Origin of the sequence: Microbacterium sp. E-13 (genome assembly GCF_049912955.1) — a bacterium.
Classification (GTDB): domain Bacteria; phylum Actinomycetota; class Actinomycetes; order Actinomycetales; family Microbacteriaceae; genus Microbacterium.
Map to the genome: position 1 here is coordinate 1 of NZ_CP183973.1, position 18,016 is coordinate 18,016.

Annotated in this window: 18 protein-coding genes and 2 tRNA genes; 15 read left to right on the forward strand and 5 right to left on the reverse strand. The window is 67.7% G+C overall.

Going from position 1 to position 18,016, the window contains the following annotated elements; genetic code table 11:
* From dnaA to ACN9MP_RS00035, 7 genes are all read left to right on the forward strand, one after another.
* Nucleotides 1-1,443, forward strand: a complete 1,443-nt coding sequence (gene dnaA / locus ACN9MP_RS00005) for a chromosomal replication initiator protein DnaA (protein WP_426322796.1) — start codon at nt 1-3, stop codon at nt 1,441-1,443.
* Between the two features lie 479 nt (nt 1,444-1,922).
* On the forward strand, nt 1,923-3,077 hold the full coding sequence (gene dnaN, locus ACN9MP_RS00010) for a DNA polymerase III subunit beta (RefSeq protein ID WP_426322798.1): 1,155 nt from the start codon (nt 1,923-1,925) through the stop codon (nt 3,075-3,077).
* 62 nt (nt 3,078-3,139) lie between these two features.
* Nucleotides 3,140-4,351, forward strand: a complete 1,212-nt coding sequence (recF, locus tag ACN9MP_RS00015) for a DNA replication/repair protein RecF (protein ID WP_426322800.1) — start codon at nt 3,140-3,142, stop codon at nt 4,349-4,351.
* Nucleotides 4,344-4,847, forward strand: a complete 504-nt coding sequence (locus ACN9MP_RS00020; protein WP_426322802.1) for a DUF721 domain-containing protein — start codon at nt 4,344-4,346, stop codon at nt 4,845-4,847. The genes recF and ACN9MP_RS00020 overlap by 8 nt, the downstream gene beginning before the upstream one ends.
* A gap of 120 nt (nt 4,848-4,967) precedes the next feature.
* A complete protein-coding gene (gyrB, locus tag ACN9MP_RS00025; protein ID WP_426322804.1) occupies nt 4,968-7,001 on the forward strand; it encodes a DNA topoisomerase (ATP-hydrolyzing) subunit B in 2,034 nt (677 codons plus the stop codon).
* A 49-nt stretch (nt 7,002-7,050) separates the two neighbouring features.
* Entirely contained in the window at nt 7,051-9,687 is a 2,637-nt protein-coding gene (gyrA, locus tag ACN9MP_RS00030) for a DNA gyrase subunit A (protein WP_426322806.1), read from the forward strand.
* A complete protein-coding gene (locus tag ACN9MP_RS00035) occupies nt 9,684-10,088 on the forward strand; it encodes a DUF3566 domain-containing protein (protein WP_426322808.1) in 405 nt (134 codons plus the stop codon). The genes gyrA and ACN9MP_RS00035 overlap by 4 nt, the downstream gene beginning before the upstream one ends.
* A 68-nt stretch (nt 10,089-10,156) precedes the next feature.
* Here ACN9MP_RS00035 and ACN9MP_RS00040 read toward each other — a convergent pair whose 3' ends face one another.
* A complete protein-coding gene (locus tag ACN9MP_RS00040; RefSeq protein WP_426326134.1) occupies nt 10,157-10,861 on the reverse strand; it encodes a VIT1/CCC1 transporter family protein in 705 nt (234 codons plus the stop codon).
* A gap of 95 nt (nt 10,862-10,956) precedes the next feature.
* On the opposite strand from ACN9MP_RS00040, the gene ACN9MP_RS00045 reads away from it, so the two are divergent.
* The 3 genes from ACN9MP_RS00045 to ACN9MP_RS00055 all read left to right on the forward strand — a co-directional run bounded on the left by ACN9MP_RS00045 (nt 10,957) and on the right by ACN9MP_RS00055 (nt 11,625).
* A tRNA-Ile gene (locus ACN9MP_RS00045) sits at nt 10,957-11,030 on the forward strand.
* Nucleotides 11,031-11,041: 11 nt separating this feature from the next.
* Nucleotides 11,042-11,114, forward strand: a tRNA-Ala gene (locus tag ACN9MP_RS00050).
* A 76-nt stretch (nt 11,115-11,190) separates the two neighbouring features.
* Entirely contained in the window at nt 11,191-11,625 is a 435-nt protein-coding gene (locus ACN9MP_RS00055) for an NUDIX hydrolase (RefSeq protein ID WP_426322810.1), read from the forward strand.
* Between the two features lie 18 nt (nt 11,626-11,643).
* Here the strand turns inward: ACN9MP_RS00055 and ACN9MP_RS00060 are convergent, their stop codons facing one another.
* Nucleotides 11,644-12,141 (reverse strand): aminoacyl-tRNA deacylase, encoded by a 498-nt coding sequence (locus ACN9MP_RS00060; protein WP_426322811.1) that lies wholly within the window; start codon nt 12,139-12,141, stop codon nt 11,644-11,646.
* Nucleotides 12,134-12,640 carry a DNA helicase gene (locus tag ACN9MP_RS00065; protein ID WP_426322813.1) on the reverse strand — a complete coding sequence of 169 codons (507 nt, stop codon included), beginning with the start codon at nt 12,638-12,640 and terminating at the stop codon, nt 12,134-12,136. Before ACN9MP_RS00065 ends, ACN9MP_RS00060 begins: the two co-directional genes overlap by 8 nt.
* A gap of 97 nt (nt 12,641-12,737) precedes the next feature.
* Between ACN9MP_RS00065 and ACN9MP_RS00070 the strand changes: the two genes are divergently transcribed.
* Nucleotides 12,738-13,310 (forward strand): peptidylprolyl isomerase, encoded by a 573-nt coding sequence (locus tag ACN9MP_RS00070; protein ID WP_426322815.1) that lies wholly within the window; start codon nt 12,738-12,740, stop codon nt 13,308-13,310.
* Between the two features lie 9 nt (nt 13,311-13,319).
* Nucleotides 13,320-14,213, forward strand: coding sequence for a rhomboid family intramembrane serine protease (locus tag ACN9MP_RS00075; protein ID WP_426322817.1), 894 nt, complete (start codon nt 13,320-13,322; stop codon nt 14,211-14,213).
* 168 nt (nt 14,214-14,381) lie between these two features.
* Here the strand turns inward: ACN9MP_RS00075 and ACN9MP_RS00080 are convergent, their stop codons facing one another.
* Nucleotides 14,382-14,621, reverse strand: coding sequence for a cell division protein CrgA (locus ACN9MP_RS00080; RefSeq protein WP_426322819.1), 240 nt, complete (start codon nt 14,619-14,621; stop codon nt 14,382-14,384).
* A gap of 62 nt (nt 14,622-14,683) precedes the next feature.
* Here ACN9MP_RS00080 and ACN9MP_RS00085 point away from each other — a divergent pair, with 62 nt between their 5' ends.
* Genes ACN9MP_RS00085 through ACN9MP_RS00095 form a run of 3 tightly spaced genes read left to right on the forward strand, consistent with a single transcriptional unit; the run spans nt 14,684 to nt 16,316 of the window.
* Nucleotides 14,684-15,427, forward strand: coding sequence for a class E sortase (locus ACN9MP_RS00085; RefSeq protein WP_426322821.1), 744 nt, complete (start codon nt 14,684-14,686; stop codon nt 15,425-15,427).
* Nucleotides 15,427-15,627 (forward strand): hypothetical protein, encoded by a 201-nt coding sequence (locus tag ACN9MP_RS00090; protein WP_426322823.1) that lies wholly within the window; start codon nt 15,427-15,429, stop codon nt 15,625-15,627. Before ACN9MP_RS00085 ends, ACN9MP_RS00090 begins: the two co-directional genes overlap by 1 nt.
* Complete coding sequence (locus ACN9MP_RS00095; RefSeq protein WP_426322825.1) at nt 15,627-16,316, forward strand: glutamine amidotransferase-related protein; 690 nt, start codon at nt 15,627-15,629, stop codon at nt 16,314-16,316. Before ACN9MP_RS00090 ends, ACN9MP_RS00095 begins: the two co-directional genes overlap by 1 nt.
* Here ACN9MP_RS00095 and pknB read toward each other — a convergent pair.
* A complete protein-coding gene (gene pknB, locus ACN9MP_RS00100; RefSeq protein ID WP_426322827.1) occupies nt 16,298-17,992 on the reverse strand; it encodes a Stk1 family PASTA domain-containing Ser/Thr kinase in 1,695 nt (564 codons plus the stop codon). The two genes, ACN9MP_RS00095 and pknB, sit on opposite strands and share 19 nt — an antisense overlap.
* Nucleotides 17,993-18,016 lie beyond the last annotated feature (24 nt).

Sequence of the window (18,016 nt, forward strand, 5' to 3'; positions counted from 1 at the left end):
ATGACACCGCACGAAGTTCCAGATGTTCCGGTCTGGACGGCCGTTCTGGACGAGCTCGTGCGAGATGATCGCATCACCCCGCAGCTGCACGGCTTCATCAACCTCGCCGTGCCCCAGGGCGTCATGGGCGGGACCCTCTACCTCGACGTTCCCAACGATCTGACCGCGGCCCAGTTCACCAAGCGGATGCGGGCCCCGATCCTCGAGGCGCTCACGCGCGTGGCGCAGGACGGGCAGAACCCTGCGTCGACCTTCCGCGTGGTCGTCAACCCGGAACTGGCCGACGCTCATCTGACGGCGCCGATCCCGATGCAGTCGAGCGCCCTGACCGCCCCCGTCATGCCGTCCACGCCGACGGTCGGCCGCCCGCCGCTCGACGAACCGGTGGAGGCGGCATCCGTCTCCCGCAGCGATACGCGCCTCAACCCGAAGTACACCTTCGACAACTTCGTGATCGGCCAGTCCAACCGCTTCGCGCATGCCGCGGCGGTCGCGGTCGCCGAGGCACCGGCCAAGGCGTACAACCCGCTCTTCATCTACGGCGACTCGGGTCTCGGCAAGACGCACCTCCTCCACGCGATCGGCGACTACGCGCTGAGCCTGTACGCCGGGATCCGCGTGCGCTACGTGTCGAGCGAGGAGTTCACGAACGACTTCATCAACTCGATCGCCAACAACCGCGGCTCGGCATTCCAGGCGCGGTATCGAGATGTCGACATCCTGCTGATCGACGACATCCAGTTCCTGCAGGGCCGGGCCGAGACGCAGGAAGCCTTCTTCCACACGTTCAACCAGCTGCACGACCACGACAAGCAGGTCGTCATCACGAGCGATGTGCCGCCGAAGCACCTGACCGGGTTCGAAGACCGCATGCGCAGCCGGTTCGAGTGGGGCCTCATCACCGACGTCCAGGCGCCCGACCTCGAGACGCGCATCGCGATCCTCCGCAAGAAGGCGCAGTCGGAGCGGCTGCATATCCCCGACGAGGTGCTCGAGTACATCGCGACCGTGGTGTCGAGCAACATCCGTGAGCTCGAGGGCGCCCTCATCCGCGTCTCCGCGTTCGCGAGCCTCAACCGATCGACGCTCGACATGTCGCTGGCGCAGACCGTGCTCCGCGACATCGTCGATCAGGATGACGCGAACGTCATCTCGCCGACCGACATCATCACGGCCACCGCCGCCTACTTCAAGCTCACCGTCGACGACCTGTACGGCTCGAGTCGTTCGCAGTCGGTCGCCACGGCGCGCCAGATCGCCATGTACCTGTGCCGCGAGCGGACCAGCCTGTCTCTCCCCAAGATCGGGCAGCTCTTCGGCAACCGCGACCACACGACGGTGATGTACGCGTACAAGAAGATCAGCGAGCTCATGAAGGAGCGCCGCTCGATCTACAACCAGGTGACAGAGATCACGGCGCAGCTCGGCCGCAACGGCCGCTGACGCGTTTATCCGACACCGCGGCAACCGATGCGCGGACTCTGATTCCGCTGTGCCCGGAATATGCCCCAAGAAGTTCTTGACAGCGGCCGCGACGCACGCCATCATTCCCGTTCTGCACAGTGTGGAAAACCTGTGGATAACTCTCCCGCCCTGCGGAAACGCCTGTGCACGGGCGGGGGAAGCCTGTGGATGGATCGTGGATGCCGGCGCTCGCAGCATCCGTCTTTCCGATGTGATTCCGCAGCCGTTCCACAACTCACAGACTTGTGGTTTCCCTCTGCCGACTGGGTTCGCGGAGGTTGTCCACAGTTTCCACAGCCGTTAACACCATGACAAGAAACTTCTCTGATGAAACCCGTCCGATCACCTTTGCGGTGGAGAACGGGTCGGGACAGAACCGGACTGGCAATCTTCGGGGCTGGCACTAGCATGAGAACCCCGAGCCCGCAGCCCGCGGGCCGGCTTCAGAGGGAGCGTTCGTGAAGTTCCACGTCAATCGTGATGTGTTCAGCGAAGCCGTATCGTTCGTCGTGAAGCTTCTTCCCCAGCGGAACCCCCAGCCGATCCTGGCGGGCGTGCTGATCGAGGCATCCGATGAAGGCCTCTCGCTCGCCGCCTTCGATTACGAGGCTTCCGCTCGCACGACCATCGAGGCGACGGTCGACGAGCCGGGCACGATCCTCGTTCACGGCCGGCTGCTGTCCGATATCGCGAGCCGGCTTCCGAACGCGCCCATCCAGATCGAGGTCGACGAGGACGGCGGCATCCTGCTGACGTGCGGCTCGGCACGGTTCACGCTGGCGTCGATGCCCGTGCAGGAGTACCCCGCGATCCCCGAGGTGACCGGCGACTCGGGACTCGTGCCTTCGGAGGACTTCGCGACCGCGATCGCGCAGGTCGCGTTCGCCGCATCGCGCGATGACGTGACGCCGGTGCTCACGGGCGTGCAGCTCGAGGTCTCGGGAACGAAACTCAGCCTCGTCGCAACCGACCGCTACCGCGTCGCGCTGCGCGAGATCCCGTGGGATGGCGGTGGCACCGCAACCGACGAGTCCACCACGGCCCTCGTGCCGGCGCGCACGCTCACCGAGGTCGGAAAGACCTTCGCGCACGGCGGTGACATCTCGATCGCGTTCTCCGGCTCGGGCGACCGCGAGATCATCGCCTTCACCGCGGGCAACAAGACCGTCACGTCGCTGCTGATCAAGGGCAACTTCCCGCCCGTGCGCCGTCTGTTCCCCGAGCAGACCGAGCACCACGCGGTCGTGAACACGGCGGAGCTCGCCGAGGCGGTGCGCCGCGTGTCGCTCGTGCTCGATCGTTCGGCGCCGCTGCGGTTCACGTTCACGGCCGACAGCGTGTCGATGGATGCCTCGGGCACCGAGCAGGCGCGCGCCACCGAGTCCGTCGACGCGACGCTGCTCGGCGGCGACGAGGTGACTCTCGGCCTCAACCCGCAGTACCTCCTGGAGTCGCTCGGCGCCGTGAAGAGCGAATTCGTTCGCATCACGTTCACGTCGAGCGAGAACGCGAACAAGCTGAGCCCTGTGCTCATCACACCGCAGACCTCGGTCGATCGCGCCGGCTCCGATTCGTTCCGCTACCTGCTGCAGCCCAACCTGCTCCTTCGTTGACCGTGGCGGGGGCAGGGAGCGACCGGGAGCCGGACGTCCGCGCCGCTCACTAGGCTTGTCCGGTGATCGTGGAGCACCTGAGTCTGGTCGACTTCCGCAACTATGCGGTCGCCGATGTCGACCTCGGGCCGGGTCCCAACGTGTTCGTCGGCCGCAATGGCCAGGGCAAGACGAATCTGGCCGAGGCGATCGGCTTCTTCGCCACCCTCGGCTCGCATCGGGTGTCGAGCGACGCCCCGATGGTGCGCGACGGAGCGGATGCCGCGATCATCCGTGCGCGGCTGGCCCATGGCGAGCGTCGCGTTCAGCTCGAGGCGCAGGTCAATCGGCAGGGCTCGAACAAGGCGCGTGTGAACGGCTCGCCCGTGAAGCCCGCCGAGCTGCCGCGCTACGCACAGGTCGTGCTGTTCGCCCCCGAGGATCTGCAGATCGTCCGCGGTGACCCCTCGGCGCGCCGGCGTTTCGCCGACCAGCTGCTGGTGCAGCGCGCTCCCCGCATGGCCGGGGTGATCGCCGACTACGATCGCGTGCTCAAGCAGCGCACCGCCCTGCTGAAGTCGGCGAAGGCGCGCGGAATCCGCGGTGACGCCCTGTCGACCCTCGACGTGTGGGACGACAAGCTGGTGTCACTCGGCACGCAGCTCATCGCGGCGCGGCTCGCCCTTGCCACCGACCTCGCTACGCCGCTGGCCGAGGCGTACACCGCGATCGCCGGCGCCGACCACGATCCCGAGATCGAGTGGGCGCTGTCCGTGGCCGGCGCGGATACCGGAGAAGACGGCGACGGCTCGGGCCCGGCATCCCTTCCCGGCGATTCGCGCGAAAGCACCGGCGGGACGGATGCCTCGACCTCGCGGATCGCCGACCTCTTCCGTCAGGCCCTCGCGGCCAAGCGCACATCCGAGCTGGAGCGCGGGCTCACTCTCGTCGGGCCGCACCGCGACGATCTTCTGCTGCGGATCCGCGGCCTTCCGGTGAAGGGGTACGCCTCGCACGGCGAATCGTGGTCCGTCGCCCTGTCGCTGCGGTTGGCCTCGGCGGAGCTGCTCCGGGCTGACTCGCGGCTCGGCGACCCCGTGCTCATCCTCGACGACGTCTTCGCCGAGCTCGACACCGACCGTCGCTCGAGGCTCGCCCGGCTGGCCGCCGACTACGAGCAGGTCGTCGTCACTGCCGCGGTCGAGGACGACGTCCCCGAGGGCCTCCGCGCACGGATGGTGCGGGTGGAGGCGGGCCGCATCCTCGATCCCGACGAGGGAGGGGCCGATGACTGAGCCCCCGCCGGGCTCGGGCCCCGCCGTTCCCGAGACGATCGCCACCTACCTGCGGCTGCGCGGACTCGAGCCGTCGGCCCGCACGTACCGGAAGCGTCGCCGGCGCACCGAGGACGACGAGAACATCCCGTTCGCCCCGGGCCGCGATCCGCGCGGGGTCGGCGATGTGCTCTCCGACCTGACGCGGGAGGCCGGCTGGAACCCGCAGCTGGCCCGCGAGGACGTCGTCCTCGCATGGGCGGAGGTCGCCGGCGAGGACACCGCGCGGCACACCCGGCCGGTCGCGTTCTCCGAGGGCACGCTCACCGTGCGGGCGGACTCCACGGCGTGGGCGAAGCAGCTCCAGCTGATGCGTGCGCACATCCTCTCCGAGATCATCCGTCGATTCCCGGAGGCGGGGGTCGGCGCGGTCCGCTTCATCGGTCCGGACGTCCCCTCCTGGAAATGGGGTCCCAGAACGATTCCAGGGCGCGGTCCGCGCGATACCTACGGATAAGTCACGTCAGGAGCCATCTGGCGCGATTTCACCCCTCAGAGGGCCGTAGAGCGCTGCGTTCAGACTGTTAACCGATAGACTGTCAGGGCTGCCGTAGAAGGATTTGGAGCCCTCGCGAAGATGACGTCTGACACCCCCGATAACGTTTCCGAGGAACCCGAAACGCCAGAAACGGCTCCCAGCGACTACGGGGCAGACGCCATCCAGGTCCTTGAAGGCCTCGAAGCGGTGCGCAAGCGCCCTGGCATGTACATCGGCTCCACGGGTGAACGCGGCCTCCATCATCTCGTGTACGAGATCGTCGACAACTCCGTCGATGAGGCTCTCGCCGGCTACTGCGACACCATCAGTGTCACGATCCTCCCGGACGGCGGCCTGCGCGTGGTCGACAACGGTCGCGGCATTCCCGTCGACGTCCACCGCACCGAGGGCAAGTCGACCGTCGAGGTCGTGCTCACCGTGCTCCACGCGGGCGGCAAGTTCGGCGGTGGCGGCTACGCGGTCTCGGGCGGCCTCCACGGCGTCGGTTCGTCGGTCGTGAACGCCCTCTCGAGCCGGCTCGAGGTCGAGGTCAAGCGCCAGGGCAACGTGTGGCGGCAGTCGTATCGCGACGGCGGGCAGCCGCAGGCACCGCTGGCCAAGGGCGAGCCGACGGATGAGACCGGAACCACGATCGAGTTCTGGCCCGACGACACGATCTTCGAGTCGGTGCACTTCGACTACGACACGCTGCGCACCCGCTTCCAGCAGACGGCGTTCCTGAACAAGGGCCTGCGGATCACCCTCTCCGACGAGCGCCCCGAGTCGACCTACGTGACGGATGCCGAGGGCGGTGGGTCCGAGGAGCGTCAGCCGTTCGACGACTTCTACTACGAGCGCGGTCTCGTCGACTATGTCGAGTACCTGAACAAGGTGCGCCACGCCGACGTCGTCAACGACGAGATCATCGAGATCGAGTCGGAGGACACCGTCCGCCACATCTCGCTCGAGCTGGCGATGCAGTGGACGACGAGCTACACCGAGAACGTGTTCACGTTCGCGAACACGATCAACACGCACGAGGGCGGCACGCACGAGGAGGGCTTCCGGGCGGCGCTGACCACGCGCATCAACACGTACGCCCGCGAGAAGAACCTGCTCAAGGAGAAGGACGACAACCTCACGGGCGACGACATCCGCGAGGGTCTCACCGCTGTGATCTCGGTCAAGCTCTCGGAGCCGCAGTTCGAGGGTCAGACCAAGACCAAGCTCGGCAACACCGAGGCGAAGGCATTCGTCCAGAAGGTGGTCGGCGATCAGCTCAACGACTGGCTCGACCGCAACCCGGTGCAGGCCAAGCGCGTGATCACTAAGGCGATCGATGCGGCGACCGCCCGTATGGCCGCGCGCAAGGCGCGTGAGACGGCTCGTCGCAAGAGCGTCTTCGAGTCGGCGGCGATGCCCGACAAGCTCAAGGACTGCACCAGCAAGGACCCGTCGATCAGCGAGATCTTCCTCGTCGAGGGCGATTCGGCCGGCGGCTCGGCGGTGTCGGGTCGCGACCCGCACACGCAGGCGATCCTGGCTCTCCGCGGCAAGATCCTCAACGTCGAGCGTGCCCGCCTCGACAAGGCGCTGGCCAACAAGGAAGTCCAGGCGATGATCCAGGCCTTCGGCACGGGCATCGGCGAGGACTTCGCCATCGACAAGGCCCGGTACCACAAGATCGTGCTGATGGCGGATGCCGACGTCGACGGCCAGCACATCACCACCCTGCTGCTCACCCTCCTGTTCCGGTACATGCGCGGACTCATCGAGGCCGGCTTCGTCTATCTCGCGATGCCGCCGCTGTACCGGCTCAAGTGGACGAACGCCGCTCACGAGTACGTGTACTCCGACAAGGAGCGCGATGCGCTGCTCGCCGACGGACTCGCCAGCGGCAAGCGCATCCCCAAGGATTCCGGCATCCAGCGGTACAAGGGTCTCGGCGAGATGAACGCCAAGGAACTGTGGGAGACCACGATGGACCACCGCACGCGGACCCTCCGCCAGGTGACCATCGACGACGCGGCCGCCGCCGACGAGATCTTCTCGGTGCTGATGGGTGAAGACGTCGAGTCGCGCCGCACGTTCATCCAGCGCAACGCCAAGGACGTCCGCTTCCTCGACATCTGATCCTTCGACAGGCTCAGGGACCGGATCACAACGAAGACGAAAGACACACATGGCTGACGACACGACAGGCTCAACGACCGGTGGCGAGGAGCACGACCACGGGCGCATCGACCAGGTCGACCTGCAGCTCGAGATGCAGCGCAGCTACCTCGACTACGCGATGGCGGTCATCATCGGGCGCGCGCTGCCCGATGTGCGCGACGGCCTGAAGCCCGTGCATCGCCGTGTGATCTACGGCATGTACGACGGCGGTTTCCGTCCCGACAAGTCCTTCTCGAAGTGCGCTCGCGTGGTCGGCGAGGTCATGGGCCAGTACCACCCGCACGGCGACACGGCGATCTACGACGCCCTCGTGCGCCTCGTGCAGCCGTGGTCGATGCGCTACCCGCTGGCGCAGGGACAGGGCAACTTCGGGTCGCCCGGCAACATGGGCGCGGCCGCCCCGCGCTACACCGAGACGAAGATGGCTCAGCTCGCGCTCGAGATGGTGCGCGACATCGAGGAAGAGACCGTCGACTTCCAGGACAACTACGACGGGCAGACCCAGGAGCCCTCGGTCCTGCCGGCACGCTTCCCGAATCTGCTGGTCAACGGATCCGTCGGTATCGCGGTCGGCATGGCCACGAACATCCCGCCGCACAACCTCCGCGAGGTCGCCGCCGGCGCCCTGTGGGCCCTCGAGCATCCGGACGCATCGCGCGAGGAGCTGCTCGAAGCGCTCATGGAGCGCATCCCGGGACCCGACTTCCCGACCGGTGCGCAGATCCTCGGCACCAAGGGGATCCGCGAGGCCTACCGCACCGGCCGGGGCTCCATCACGATGCGCGCCGTGGTCGCGATCGAAGAGATCCAGGGCCGCACGTGCCTCGTCATCACCGAGCTGCCGTACCAGGTGAACCCCGACAACCTCGCGGTCAAGATCGGCGACCTCGCCCGTGACGGCAAGATCACCGGCATCGCCGACATCCGCGACGAGACCAGTGACCGCACCGGTCAGCGCCTCGTGGTGGTGCTGAAACGGGATGCCGTCGCCAAGGTCGTGCTGAACAACCTGTACAAGCACACGCAGCTGCAGGAGAACTTCGGCGCCAACATGCTGGCGATCGTCGACAACGTGCCGCGCACGCTGTCGCTCGACGGATTCATCTCTCTGTGGGTCGCCCACCAGATCGACGTCATCGTGCGTCGCACCGCTTTCCGCCTGCGCAAGGCGGAGGAGCGGATGCACATCCTCCGGGGCTACCTCAAGGCGCTCGACGCGCTCGATGAGGTCATCGCCCTCATCCGGCGCTCGCCGACGGTGCAGGAGGCGAACGAGGGTCTGCAGAAGCTGCTGGAGATCGACGAGATCCAGGCCGACGCCATCCTGCAGATGCAGCTGCGACGCCTCGCCGCCCTCGAGCGTCAGAAGATCGTCGACGAGGCCGCCGAGCTGGAGCGCCAGATCGCCGACTACCAGGACATCCTCGCCACGCCGCAGCGTCAGCGCGACATCGTCCGTGAGGAGCTCACGGCGATCGTGGAGAAGTTCGGCGACGAGCGCCGCACCCACATCCTCCCCGGCTACGACGGCGACATGTCGATGGAAGATCTCATCCCGCAGGAGGAGATGGTCATCTCGGTCACCCGCGACGGCTACATCAAGCGCACCCGCAGCGACAACTACCGCCAGCAGCATCGCGGCGGCAAGGGCGTCAAGGGTGCGCAGCTGCGCGCCGACGACGTGGTGGAGCACTTCTTCGTGACGACGACCCACCACTGGCTGCTGTTCTTCACCAACAAGGGACGCGTCTACCGCTCGAAGGCGTACGAGGTGCCCGAGGCCGGGCGCGACGCGAAGGGTCAGCACGTCGCCAACCTGCTCGCGCTGCAGCCCGACGAGGAGATCGCGCAGATCCTCGACATCCGCGACTACTCCGTCGCGACCTATCTGGTGCTCGCCACCCGCAGCGGCCTGGTGAAGAAGACGCGCCTCACCGAGTACGACACCAACCGCCAGGGCGGCATCATCGCCATCAAGCTCCGGGGTCAGATGGCAGAAGACGGCGAAGACGACGAGGCCGGTCCCGACGACGAGGTGGTCAGCGCCCTGCTCGTCGACGAGGGCGACGACATCCTTCTCATCAGCCGTCACGGCATGTCGCTGCGGTTCTCCGCCACCGACTCGGCGCTGCGTCCGATGGGTCGGTCGACCTCCGGCGTGAAGGGCATGGACTTCCGCCCCGGCGACAGTCTGCTCTCGGCATCCGTCGCCGCCGACGACGGATTCGTCTTCGTCGTCACCGAGGGCGGGTACGCCAAACGCACCGCGGTCGATCAGTATCGCGTGCAGAACCGCGGCGGACTGGGCATCAAGGTCGCCAAGCTGAGCGACGATCGCGGCGACCTGGCAGGCGGTCTGATCGTCTCCGAGGACGACGAGGTCTTGGTGGTTCTTGCCAGCGGCAAGGTGGTACGCTCTGCCGTGGCCGAGGTCCCTGCCAAGGGGAGAGACACGATGGGTGTCGTTTTCGCCCGCTCCGGCGATGACGATCGCATCCTCGCGATCGCCCGCAACGGCGAACGGGGCCTCGCCGAAGAATCCGAGGACGCACCCGCCGACGGCGCTGCAGAAGCACCGTCATCCGATACCCCCGACGGTGCGGACGCCTCGCCCGAGACCCCCGAAGAGAGCACTGACGCATGAGCACGGTAGCCGACAAGCTCGCCAAGAAATCCAGCCACAAGACCAGCGCCAAGCAGGTTCGCCTGCGACTGGTGTACATCGACTTCTGGTCGGCGGTGAAACTGTCGTTCCTCGCCGCGATCGCGATCGCGGTCGTGACGGTGGTCGCCTTCGTCATGATCTTCCTCGTCGTGCAGACCACGGGGCTGATCGCGAAGGCCGACGAGTTCTTCTCGAGCTTCTCCGACGGCAGCATCCTGCTGTCGCAGTTCGTGAGCTTCCCGCAGGTGCTGGCATTCTCGGCCGTCGTCGCGATCCTCAACCTGGTGGTCGTGACGGTGCTCGGCGCCGTGATCGCGGGCATCTACAACCTCGCCGTCAAGGTGACCGGCGGCCTGCTGGTCGGCTTCACCTCCAACTGACGCAGACACAAGCGCCGGCGTCCGGAAACTCGATTCCGGATGCCGGCGCTTCGCGTTGCGCGCGTGGGTCAGACGACGGTCGTGCCCAGCAGTGTTCCGATGAGCCAGGTCACGCCGAGCGCGAGTGCGCCGCCGATCACGAGACGCGCGGCAGCGCGGCCGCGGGGCGCGCCGCCGAGGGCGGCCGAGACCGTCCCGGTGAGTGCGAGGGCGACGAGCACGGCGACGAAGGTCACCGGAACGCGCCAGTCCGGCGGAGGCAGCAGGATCGCCAGCAGCGGCAGCAGAGCGCCGAGGGTGAACGCGACCGCCGACGAGATCGCCGCGTGCCAGGGATTGACCAGGTCGTGCTGGTCGATGTGCAGCTCGACCTCGAGGTGAGCCGCCAGGGCATCGTGGGCGGTCAGTTCCTCCGCCACCTGACGAGCCGTCGCATCCGACAGCCCGCGTTCGCGATACAGCTGCGTGAGCTCTGCGAGCTCTTCCTCCGGCATGTCGCGCAGTTCGCCGCGCTCCTTTGCGATCAGGGCTCTCTCGGAGTCCCGCTGGCTGCTCACCGAGACGTACTCTCCGAGCGCCATGGAGATCGCCCCGCCCACGAGTCCGGCGATTCCTGCCGTGAACAGAGCGGCAGAGTCGGTCGTCGCTCCCGCGACGCCGACGACGAGGGCGGCGACGGAGACGATTCCGTCGTTCGCACCCAGAACTCCGGCTCGCAGCCAGTTCAACCGCTGGCCGAGGCCGGCGCCGTGCGGCTCAGCGGGATGAGACATATCGGTCACGTGCCCAGTCAAGCAGTCGATTCGTGAAATCGAGATTCGTCGGGTAAAGTCTTGGAGGTTGCGGAGCGCAAGCGAAGCACCAAAACGGGGCTATAGCTCAGGCGGTTAGAGCGCTTCACTGATAATGAAGAGGTCCCAGGTTCAAGTCCTGGTAGCCCCACATCAAGCCCCGGGGCCTTAGCTCAGTTGGTAGAGCGCCTGCTTTGCAAGCAGGATGTCAGGAGTTCGAATCTCCTAGGCTCCACAGACAGACGAAGCCGGTTCCCGCAAGGGGCCGGCTTCTTCGCTCTGCTCCACGCCCGCGGCGGTTAAGGTGAAGCATGGACATGCGTGTCGCCGCCTACGCGGTGATCGTCGACGAACACGACCGCATTCTGCTCGCCCACTGGAACGAAGGCCGGCGCGCGGCGTGGACGATGCCCGGCGGCGGACTCGAGGAGGGCGAGGATCCCGAGCGCGCGGCCCGACGCGAGGTTCGCGAGGAGACCGGCTACCGCGTCGCGATCGAGGAGCTGCTCGGCATCCACTCGCGCGTCATCCCGCCGAGCCGGCGCCTCAAGGAAGGTGCGGCGGATCCGCTCCACACGCTGCGGATCGTCTACCGTGCACGGGTCACCGGCGGCCGTCTGCGCCATGAGAGGAACGGCTCGACCGATCGGGCCGAGTGGTTCCCCCTCGCCGAGGTGCGGGGACTTCAGAGGGTCAAGCTCGTCGAGATCGCCCTCGAGATGGCCGGAGTCGTGCTGCCGCGATGAGACCGCAGACGGATGCCGTCAGTCCAGTGGCTGTGAGATGTCGGCGACCGTCGCGCCGAAGGCGGCGATGAGGTCGTCGGCCTCGAGGAACGTGCTGTAGCCGTGAGCACCGGCACCCATCGCGATGCGCTGCCCCAAGATCTCGCTGTCTGCATAGATCGGCCAGTCGTGTGTGCTGCCCAGGGGGACGATCGTTCCGCGCTCGTAACCGGTGGCTGCGAGTGCCCGCGCCGGATCGGGCAGCTGCAGCTTGTTCACGCCGACGACCGCCCGCAGCTTGGGCCACGAGATGGCCCGGTCGCCGGGGATCAGCGCGAACAGGTAGGTGTCGTCGCTGCGCTTGACCACCAGGGTCTTCACGATGCCCGAGGGCGGGATGCCCAGGATCGCGGCGGCCTCCGCCAGGCTGTTCGCCGCCGGCCGTTCGCGGATCTCGACGGTCAGACCGCGTTCGGCCGCGGCGGCACGAACGCGATCGACACCTTGCGGAGCCTCGCCGACGGCGGGCTCAGGCATCCGGTGCGCGAAGCGGGTCGTCGGCGACCCAGAGCTCATCGTCGGCGCGAAGCGTCTGCCACGCGGCGTAGAGCACGCCGACCGCTGCCGCCACACCGAGGATGATGGCGATCCAGCCGCCGGCCCCGAGTCCCTTCTTGACCGGGACCGGCGCGGGCTTGGCCCACGGCGCGCTGAATCCGCCGCCTGCGAGGCGGGCGCGCTGCACGTTGGCGGCATCCCACACCGACATGGCGGAGCCGACGACGGCACCCGCTGCAGGGACGATGGTCGAGTTCACGACCTGCTTGCCCTTGTCGACATACGGGGCTGCGTACTTCTCATAGTTCGCCTGCACCTGCGGCCGGACCTGCTCGCGGCCGTAGTTGCCGAGCTGGCGACGAGCCTCACGGGCCACCGTCGCCGCCTCGCCGACCAGCACCTGCTGGGCCTCCCACAGATTTCCGGCCTGCTTCTGCAGCTTCTGGAGTTCCTTCTTGCGCTTGCGGCTGACGCTCACGGTTTGCCCTCCCAGTCGTGGGGATGTCGGTTCCTTCATCTTGCCAGACCACCGCTGAGACGGGAGGGGTTGCAGCGAACTCTGAGACAATGTAGGAATGCCGCTTCACACTGCTGTCGCAACGATCCACACCAACTACGGCGACATCGTCGTCAACCTGTTCGGCGACCACGCTCCGCGCACCGTGCAGAACTTCACCGGCCTGTCGGACGGCTCGCAGGCCTGGACGCACCCGGCGACCGGCAAGCCCGGCGAGGGTCCCCTCTACAAGGACGTCATCTTCCACCGCATCATCTCAGGCTTCATGATCCAGGGCGGCGACCCGCTCGGCCAGGGCGTCGGCGGCCCCGGCTACAACTTCAACGACGAGATCAACGGTGAGCTCACCTTCACCGAACCCTACAAGCTCGCCATGGCCAACGCCGGTCTTCGCCGCAACGCGATCACCGGCCAGCCCGAGGGAACGAACGGCTCGCAGTTCTTCATCACCGTCCCCGGCCAGGGTGGCCGTGGCCCCGAGTGGCTGCAGGGCAAGCACACCATCTTCGGCGAGGTCGCCGACGACGCGTCGAAGGCCGTCGTCGACACGATCAGCGAGGTGCCGACAGCAGCCGGCGACCGCCCGGTCGAGCCCGTCGTCATCGAGTCGATCGACATCGCCTCGGTCTGACCGCTGCGCGTGGCCACCGACGACTTCCAGCGCAACCGCGAGAACTTCTGCTACCGGCATCCCGACCGGCAGAGCTTCGTGCTCTGTCAGCGGTGCCTGCGCACGATCTGCCCGGAGTGCCAGACGCCGGCCGCGGTGGGCGTGGTGTGCCCCGAGTGCCTGCGTGATCAGCAGAAGGCGCAGTCGCCCGCGCAGCGGAAGGCGGAGCGTCGGTGGTCGCGCCCGCGGGCCTTCTCGACGGGATCCGGCCAGCCGGTGGTCACGTACTCGATCATCGGCGTCACGGCGTTCGTCTTCCTGCTGACGCTGATCCCCGGCGGGGCAGGCAACGCGGTGCAGGAGGCGCTGCTCTACTGGGCGCCCTGGCTCTACCCCGAGTTCAGCGGGCGCTTCGAGCCCTGGCGGCTGCTGACCGTGTCGCTGGTGCATTCCGGCTTCTGGCACGTGGGGCTCAACATGCTCGCACTGTGGATGATCGGACGCAGTCTCGAACCGCTCCTCGGCCGGTGGCGCTTCCTCACGCTCTATCTGCTGAGTGCCCTGGGCGGCTCGGTCGCCGTGACCCTGCTGTCGTTCACGACCCCCGTGGTCGGGGCATCCGGAGCCATCTTCGGTCTCTTCGGTGCGCTGCTGGTGATCGGGCGCCACATCGGCGCCAACATCGCGGGCATCGCCATCGTGCTCGGAATCAATCTGGTGATCGGATTCATCCCCGGGTTCAACGTGTCGTGGCAGGCCCACGTCGGCGGGCTGCTCGTCGGACTTCTCGTGGCGTTCATCTACACGCGCACGCGCGCCGTCCGGCAGCGCGGTCTGCAGATCGGACTCCTGGTCGCGGTGGCGGCGGGGCTGATCGCGCTCCTCTTCGTACCCCACCTCTTCCCCGCGGTCATCGGCGCCTGAGCGTCAACTTATCCACAGGTTCATCCACAGCCTGGGGAGAATCACACGCGTGTAATTCACACCTGTTAACAGACTTGTTAACAACTCCGGATGCCGCGGGGCGCGGCATCCGGAATGGAAGAAGCCCCGGTCGCCGTAGACCGGGGCTTCTTCATTCGCAGGGAGTCGCTACCGCCAGCGCGTCGTCATCAGGAAGCCGATGAAGGCGATCCCGAAGCCGATCACGAGATTCCACGCCCCGATGTCGGGGATCGGGAACGCCATGCCGCTCAGGTAGAAGACGAGGATCCAGATCAGACCGAGAAGCATCAGTCCGATCATGATCGGCTTGAACCACACCGGGTTGGGTGCGGCCTCGCCTTCTGCGCGCTCGACGAGCGAGTCGTCGTCTTTGCCGGGTCGTGCCATGCAGAGGAGTCTACCCGCCCGCCGCGCCGCACCCGTCGCCCCGCGCTGGCTAGACTCCCCCTGTGGATGACGCGGTGCCCGGTCGGGAGACGGCCCCCCGGCGGCGGTCGTCCGTCACCGGCATTCTCGGCGAGGTGCTCATCACCGCCGGCGTCGTCGTGCTGCTGTACGTCGGGTGGCAGCTCTGGCTCGGCGATGTCATCTACGGCGCCGAACGCAACGCGCAGGGCGCCGAGATCTCCCAGCAGTGGAAGGAGCAGTCGGGTGACGCCGCGTCGGCCCAGCCTGTACCAGCCACCGTCGCTCCCCCGGTTCTGCCGGAGCCCGCGGACGGCGAGACGTTCGCCGTCATGCGGATCCCGCGGTTCGGACAGGACTACGCCGTGCCGATGGCCGGCGGCGTGAGCCGGGCGCGCACGCTCGATCCGATCGGCATCGGCCACTACCCGGGCACCACCATGCCGGGGCAGCCGGGCAACTTCGCTCTCGCGGCCCACCGAACGACATGGGGCAAGCCCTTCCACCGCATCGCCGAGCTGCACGTCGGCGATGCGATCGTCGTCGAGACCCAGGACGGCTGGTACACCTATCGCTTCCGCACGCTGGAGTACGTGAGGCCCGACCAGGTCGAGGTGCTCCTCCCCGTCCCTCAGGAGATGAACGTGCCGGCCGGCACCGCCTACATCACGCTCACGAGCTGCAGTCCGATGTATTCGATGACCGAGCGGATCGTCGCCTACGGCGTCTTCGACTCGTTCACTCCCCGCACCGCCGGAGAACCAGCCTCGCTCCAGGCGGTGTCCTGATGTATGCGGCTCTGTGGAGAGCGCTCCCCGGCCCGTGGTGGGTGCGCGTGCTCATCCTGGCGATGCTCGCCGCGGCGGTGCTGTACGGACTGCTGTTCTTCGTGTTCCCGTGGGTCAGCGAGTTCGTGAACCCCCAGGAGGTCACCGTCACCTTGCCCTTCCCGCACGCCGGCTCGCCGATCGCCTCCCCGGTGTCGTGATGGCGTCGCCGACCTCGTCGCCGATCCTCGTGGTCGACAACCACGACAGCTTCGTCCACACCCTCATCGGGTACCTGCACGAGCTCGGCGCCCAGACGGAACTCCTCGAAGCCGACGCGATCCGCGACCCGTACGGCGAACTCGCCGGCCGGCCCGGCGTGCTGATCTCTCCCGGGCCCGGGACTCCCGGCCAGGCGGGCGCATCGATCGAGGTCGTCCGCGCCGCCGCCGCCACCGGCACTCCGCTCCTCGGCGTCTGCCTCGGCCATCAGGCGATCGGCGAGGCGTTCGGCGCGACGGTCGACCACGCGCCGGAGCTCATGCACGGCATGACCTCACTCGTTCAGCACGACCGCTCGCCGCTCTACGACGGCCTCCCCGACCCGTTCACCGCGACGCGCTACCACTCGCTCGCCATCGTGCCCGAGACGCTCCCGGCCGAACTCGCGGTCACCAGCCGCACCGCGAGCGGCGTCATCATGGGAGTCGCCCATCGACGCGCCCCGATCGTCGGCGTGCAGTTCCATCCCGAGGCCGTGCTCACAGAGGGCGGCTACCGGCTGCTGGGCAACTGGCTCGCTTCGCTCGGATTCGCGGATGCTGCGTCCCGCGGCGCGAGCCTCAGCCCGCGCCGCGACAGCCCCGCGTCTGACGGCGCGCTCCCCCCGGACTACGAGCCGGAGCAGTAGGTCAGCGTGATCTCCGAGTGGACGGGCACATCGCCCGGTGTCAGCGACTGGGAGACGACCGTCGGCGGGTCGCTGGCGGCGCAGCCCTTGTCTTCCTCGGGCACCACCGTCAGGCCCTGGCTCTCCAGCTCGCGCGTCGCCGCGTCCAGCGTGTAGCCGCGGACGTCGTCGATGGCGACGCGGCCTGACGCCACCACGAGGTTCACCATCGTGTGGGTCGGCACCTCCGCCCCGTCGGCGGGATCGGTCGAGATCACTGTGCCTGCCGCGAGATCCTTGTCGTTCTGCGGAGTGATCGTGCCGAGCTGCAGCCCGGCGTTGCCGATCGCGTCGGTGGCGGCATCCTGTCCGAGGCCGGTGAGCTTCGGAACCTCGGTCATCTCCTGACCGGACGACACGTAGACGCGTATCTGCTGGTCGGGAGTCACGGAGGTGCCGGCGGCCGGGTCGGTACGGATCACGTTGCCGGCCGCGACCTCGGTGCTCTCCTCGTCGGCGCGGATCGCCCGGAGGTTCTCCTCGGCGAGGGCCTCGTTGGCGCGGTCGTACGTCATGCCGGTCACATCGGGCACCACGCTCACGTTCGCCGGCAGGTCGTCCCGGGGCTGGATCGACAGCACCCAGAAGAGCAGCGAGATGAGCAGCACCGCGAGAAGTCCGACGCCGGCCCAGATCCACGCCACCGGCGGGCCCGCCTGCGTGCGCTTCATGGTGGTGTCGGTGCTCAGCTGCCGCAGCGAACGCGCGGTCTCGGCCGCGTGACGCGGGTTGGGTCCGTAGAGCTCGCTGGTGAGCGCACCCACCTGCTTCTTCGACGGCTGCCGGCCGTCGACCGTGGCATCGAGCGCCTCACGGAAGCCCGCGGCATCCTGGTAGCGCTGGAACGGGTCCTTCGCGAGTGCACGCAGTGCGACCGTGTCGAGCGTGCGGGGCACCGTCTCGTTCACCTCGGACGGCGGCACCGGGGCCTCGCTCACGTGCTGGTACGCCACCGCCACCGGCGACTCGCCACGGAACGGCTGACGGCCGGTCAGCAGCTCGTACAGCACCACGCCGGTGGAGTAGACGTCGGCGCGGGCGTCGACCGGCTCACCCTTGGCCTGCTCGGGCGAGAAGTAGGCGGCCGTTCCCAGGATCTGCGTCGTCTCGGCGACGGTCGAAGAGCTGTCCGACACCGCGCGCGCGATGCCGAAGTCCATCACCTTCACCTGCCCGGCGTCGGTGACCATGACGTTGCCCGGCTTGATGTCGCGGTGCACCACGCCGGCGCGATGGGAGTATTCGAGCGCCTCGAGAATGCCGTCGACATAGCGGACGGCATCGTTCACCGGAACCGGACCGGCGGCGATGATCTGCTTGAGCAGCCGGCCTTTCACGAGTTCCATCACGATGTACGGCACCGGGCGCACCGTGCCGTCCGGAGAGGTGAGCGAGTCCTCGCCGGCGTCGTACACGCGCACGATGGTCGGGTTCGCCATGCGCGACGCGGCCTGAGCCTCGAGGCGGAACCGGGTGCGGAACGCGTTGTCGTCGGCGAGCTCGCGGTCGAGGATCTTGATCGCGACCTCACGGCCGAGCGTGAGGTCGTAGCCGCGGTAAACGCTGGCCATGCCGCCCCTGCCGATCGGCTCATCGATGCGATAGCGCCCCGAAAGCACGCGCGGCTCAGCTGTCACGGTCACTCCCTGCCTGGAACATCA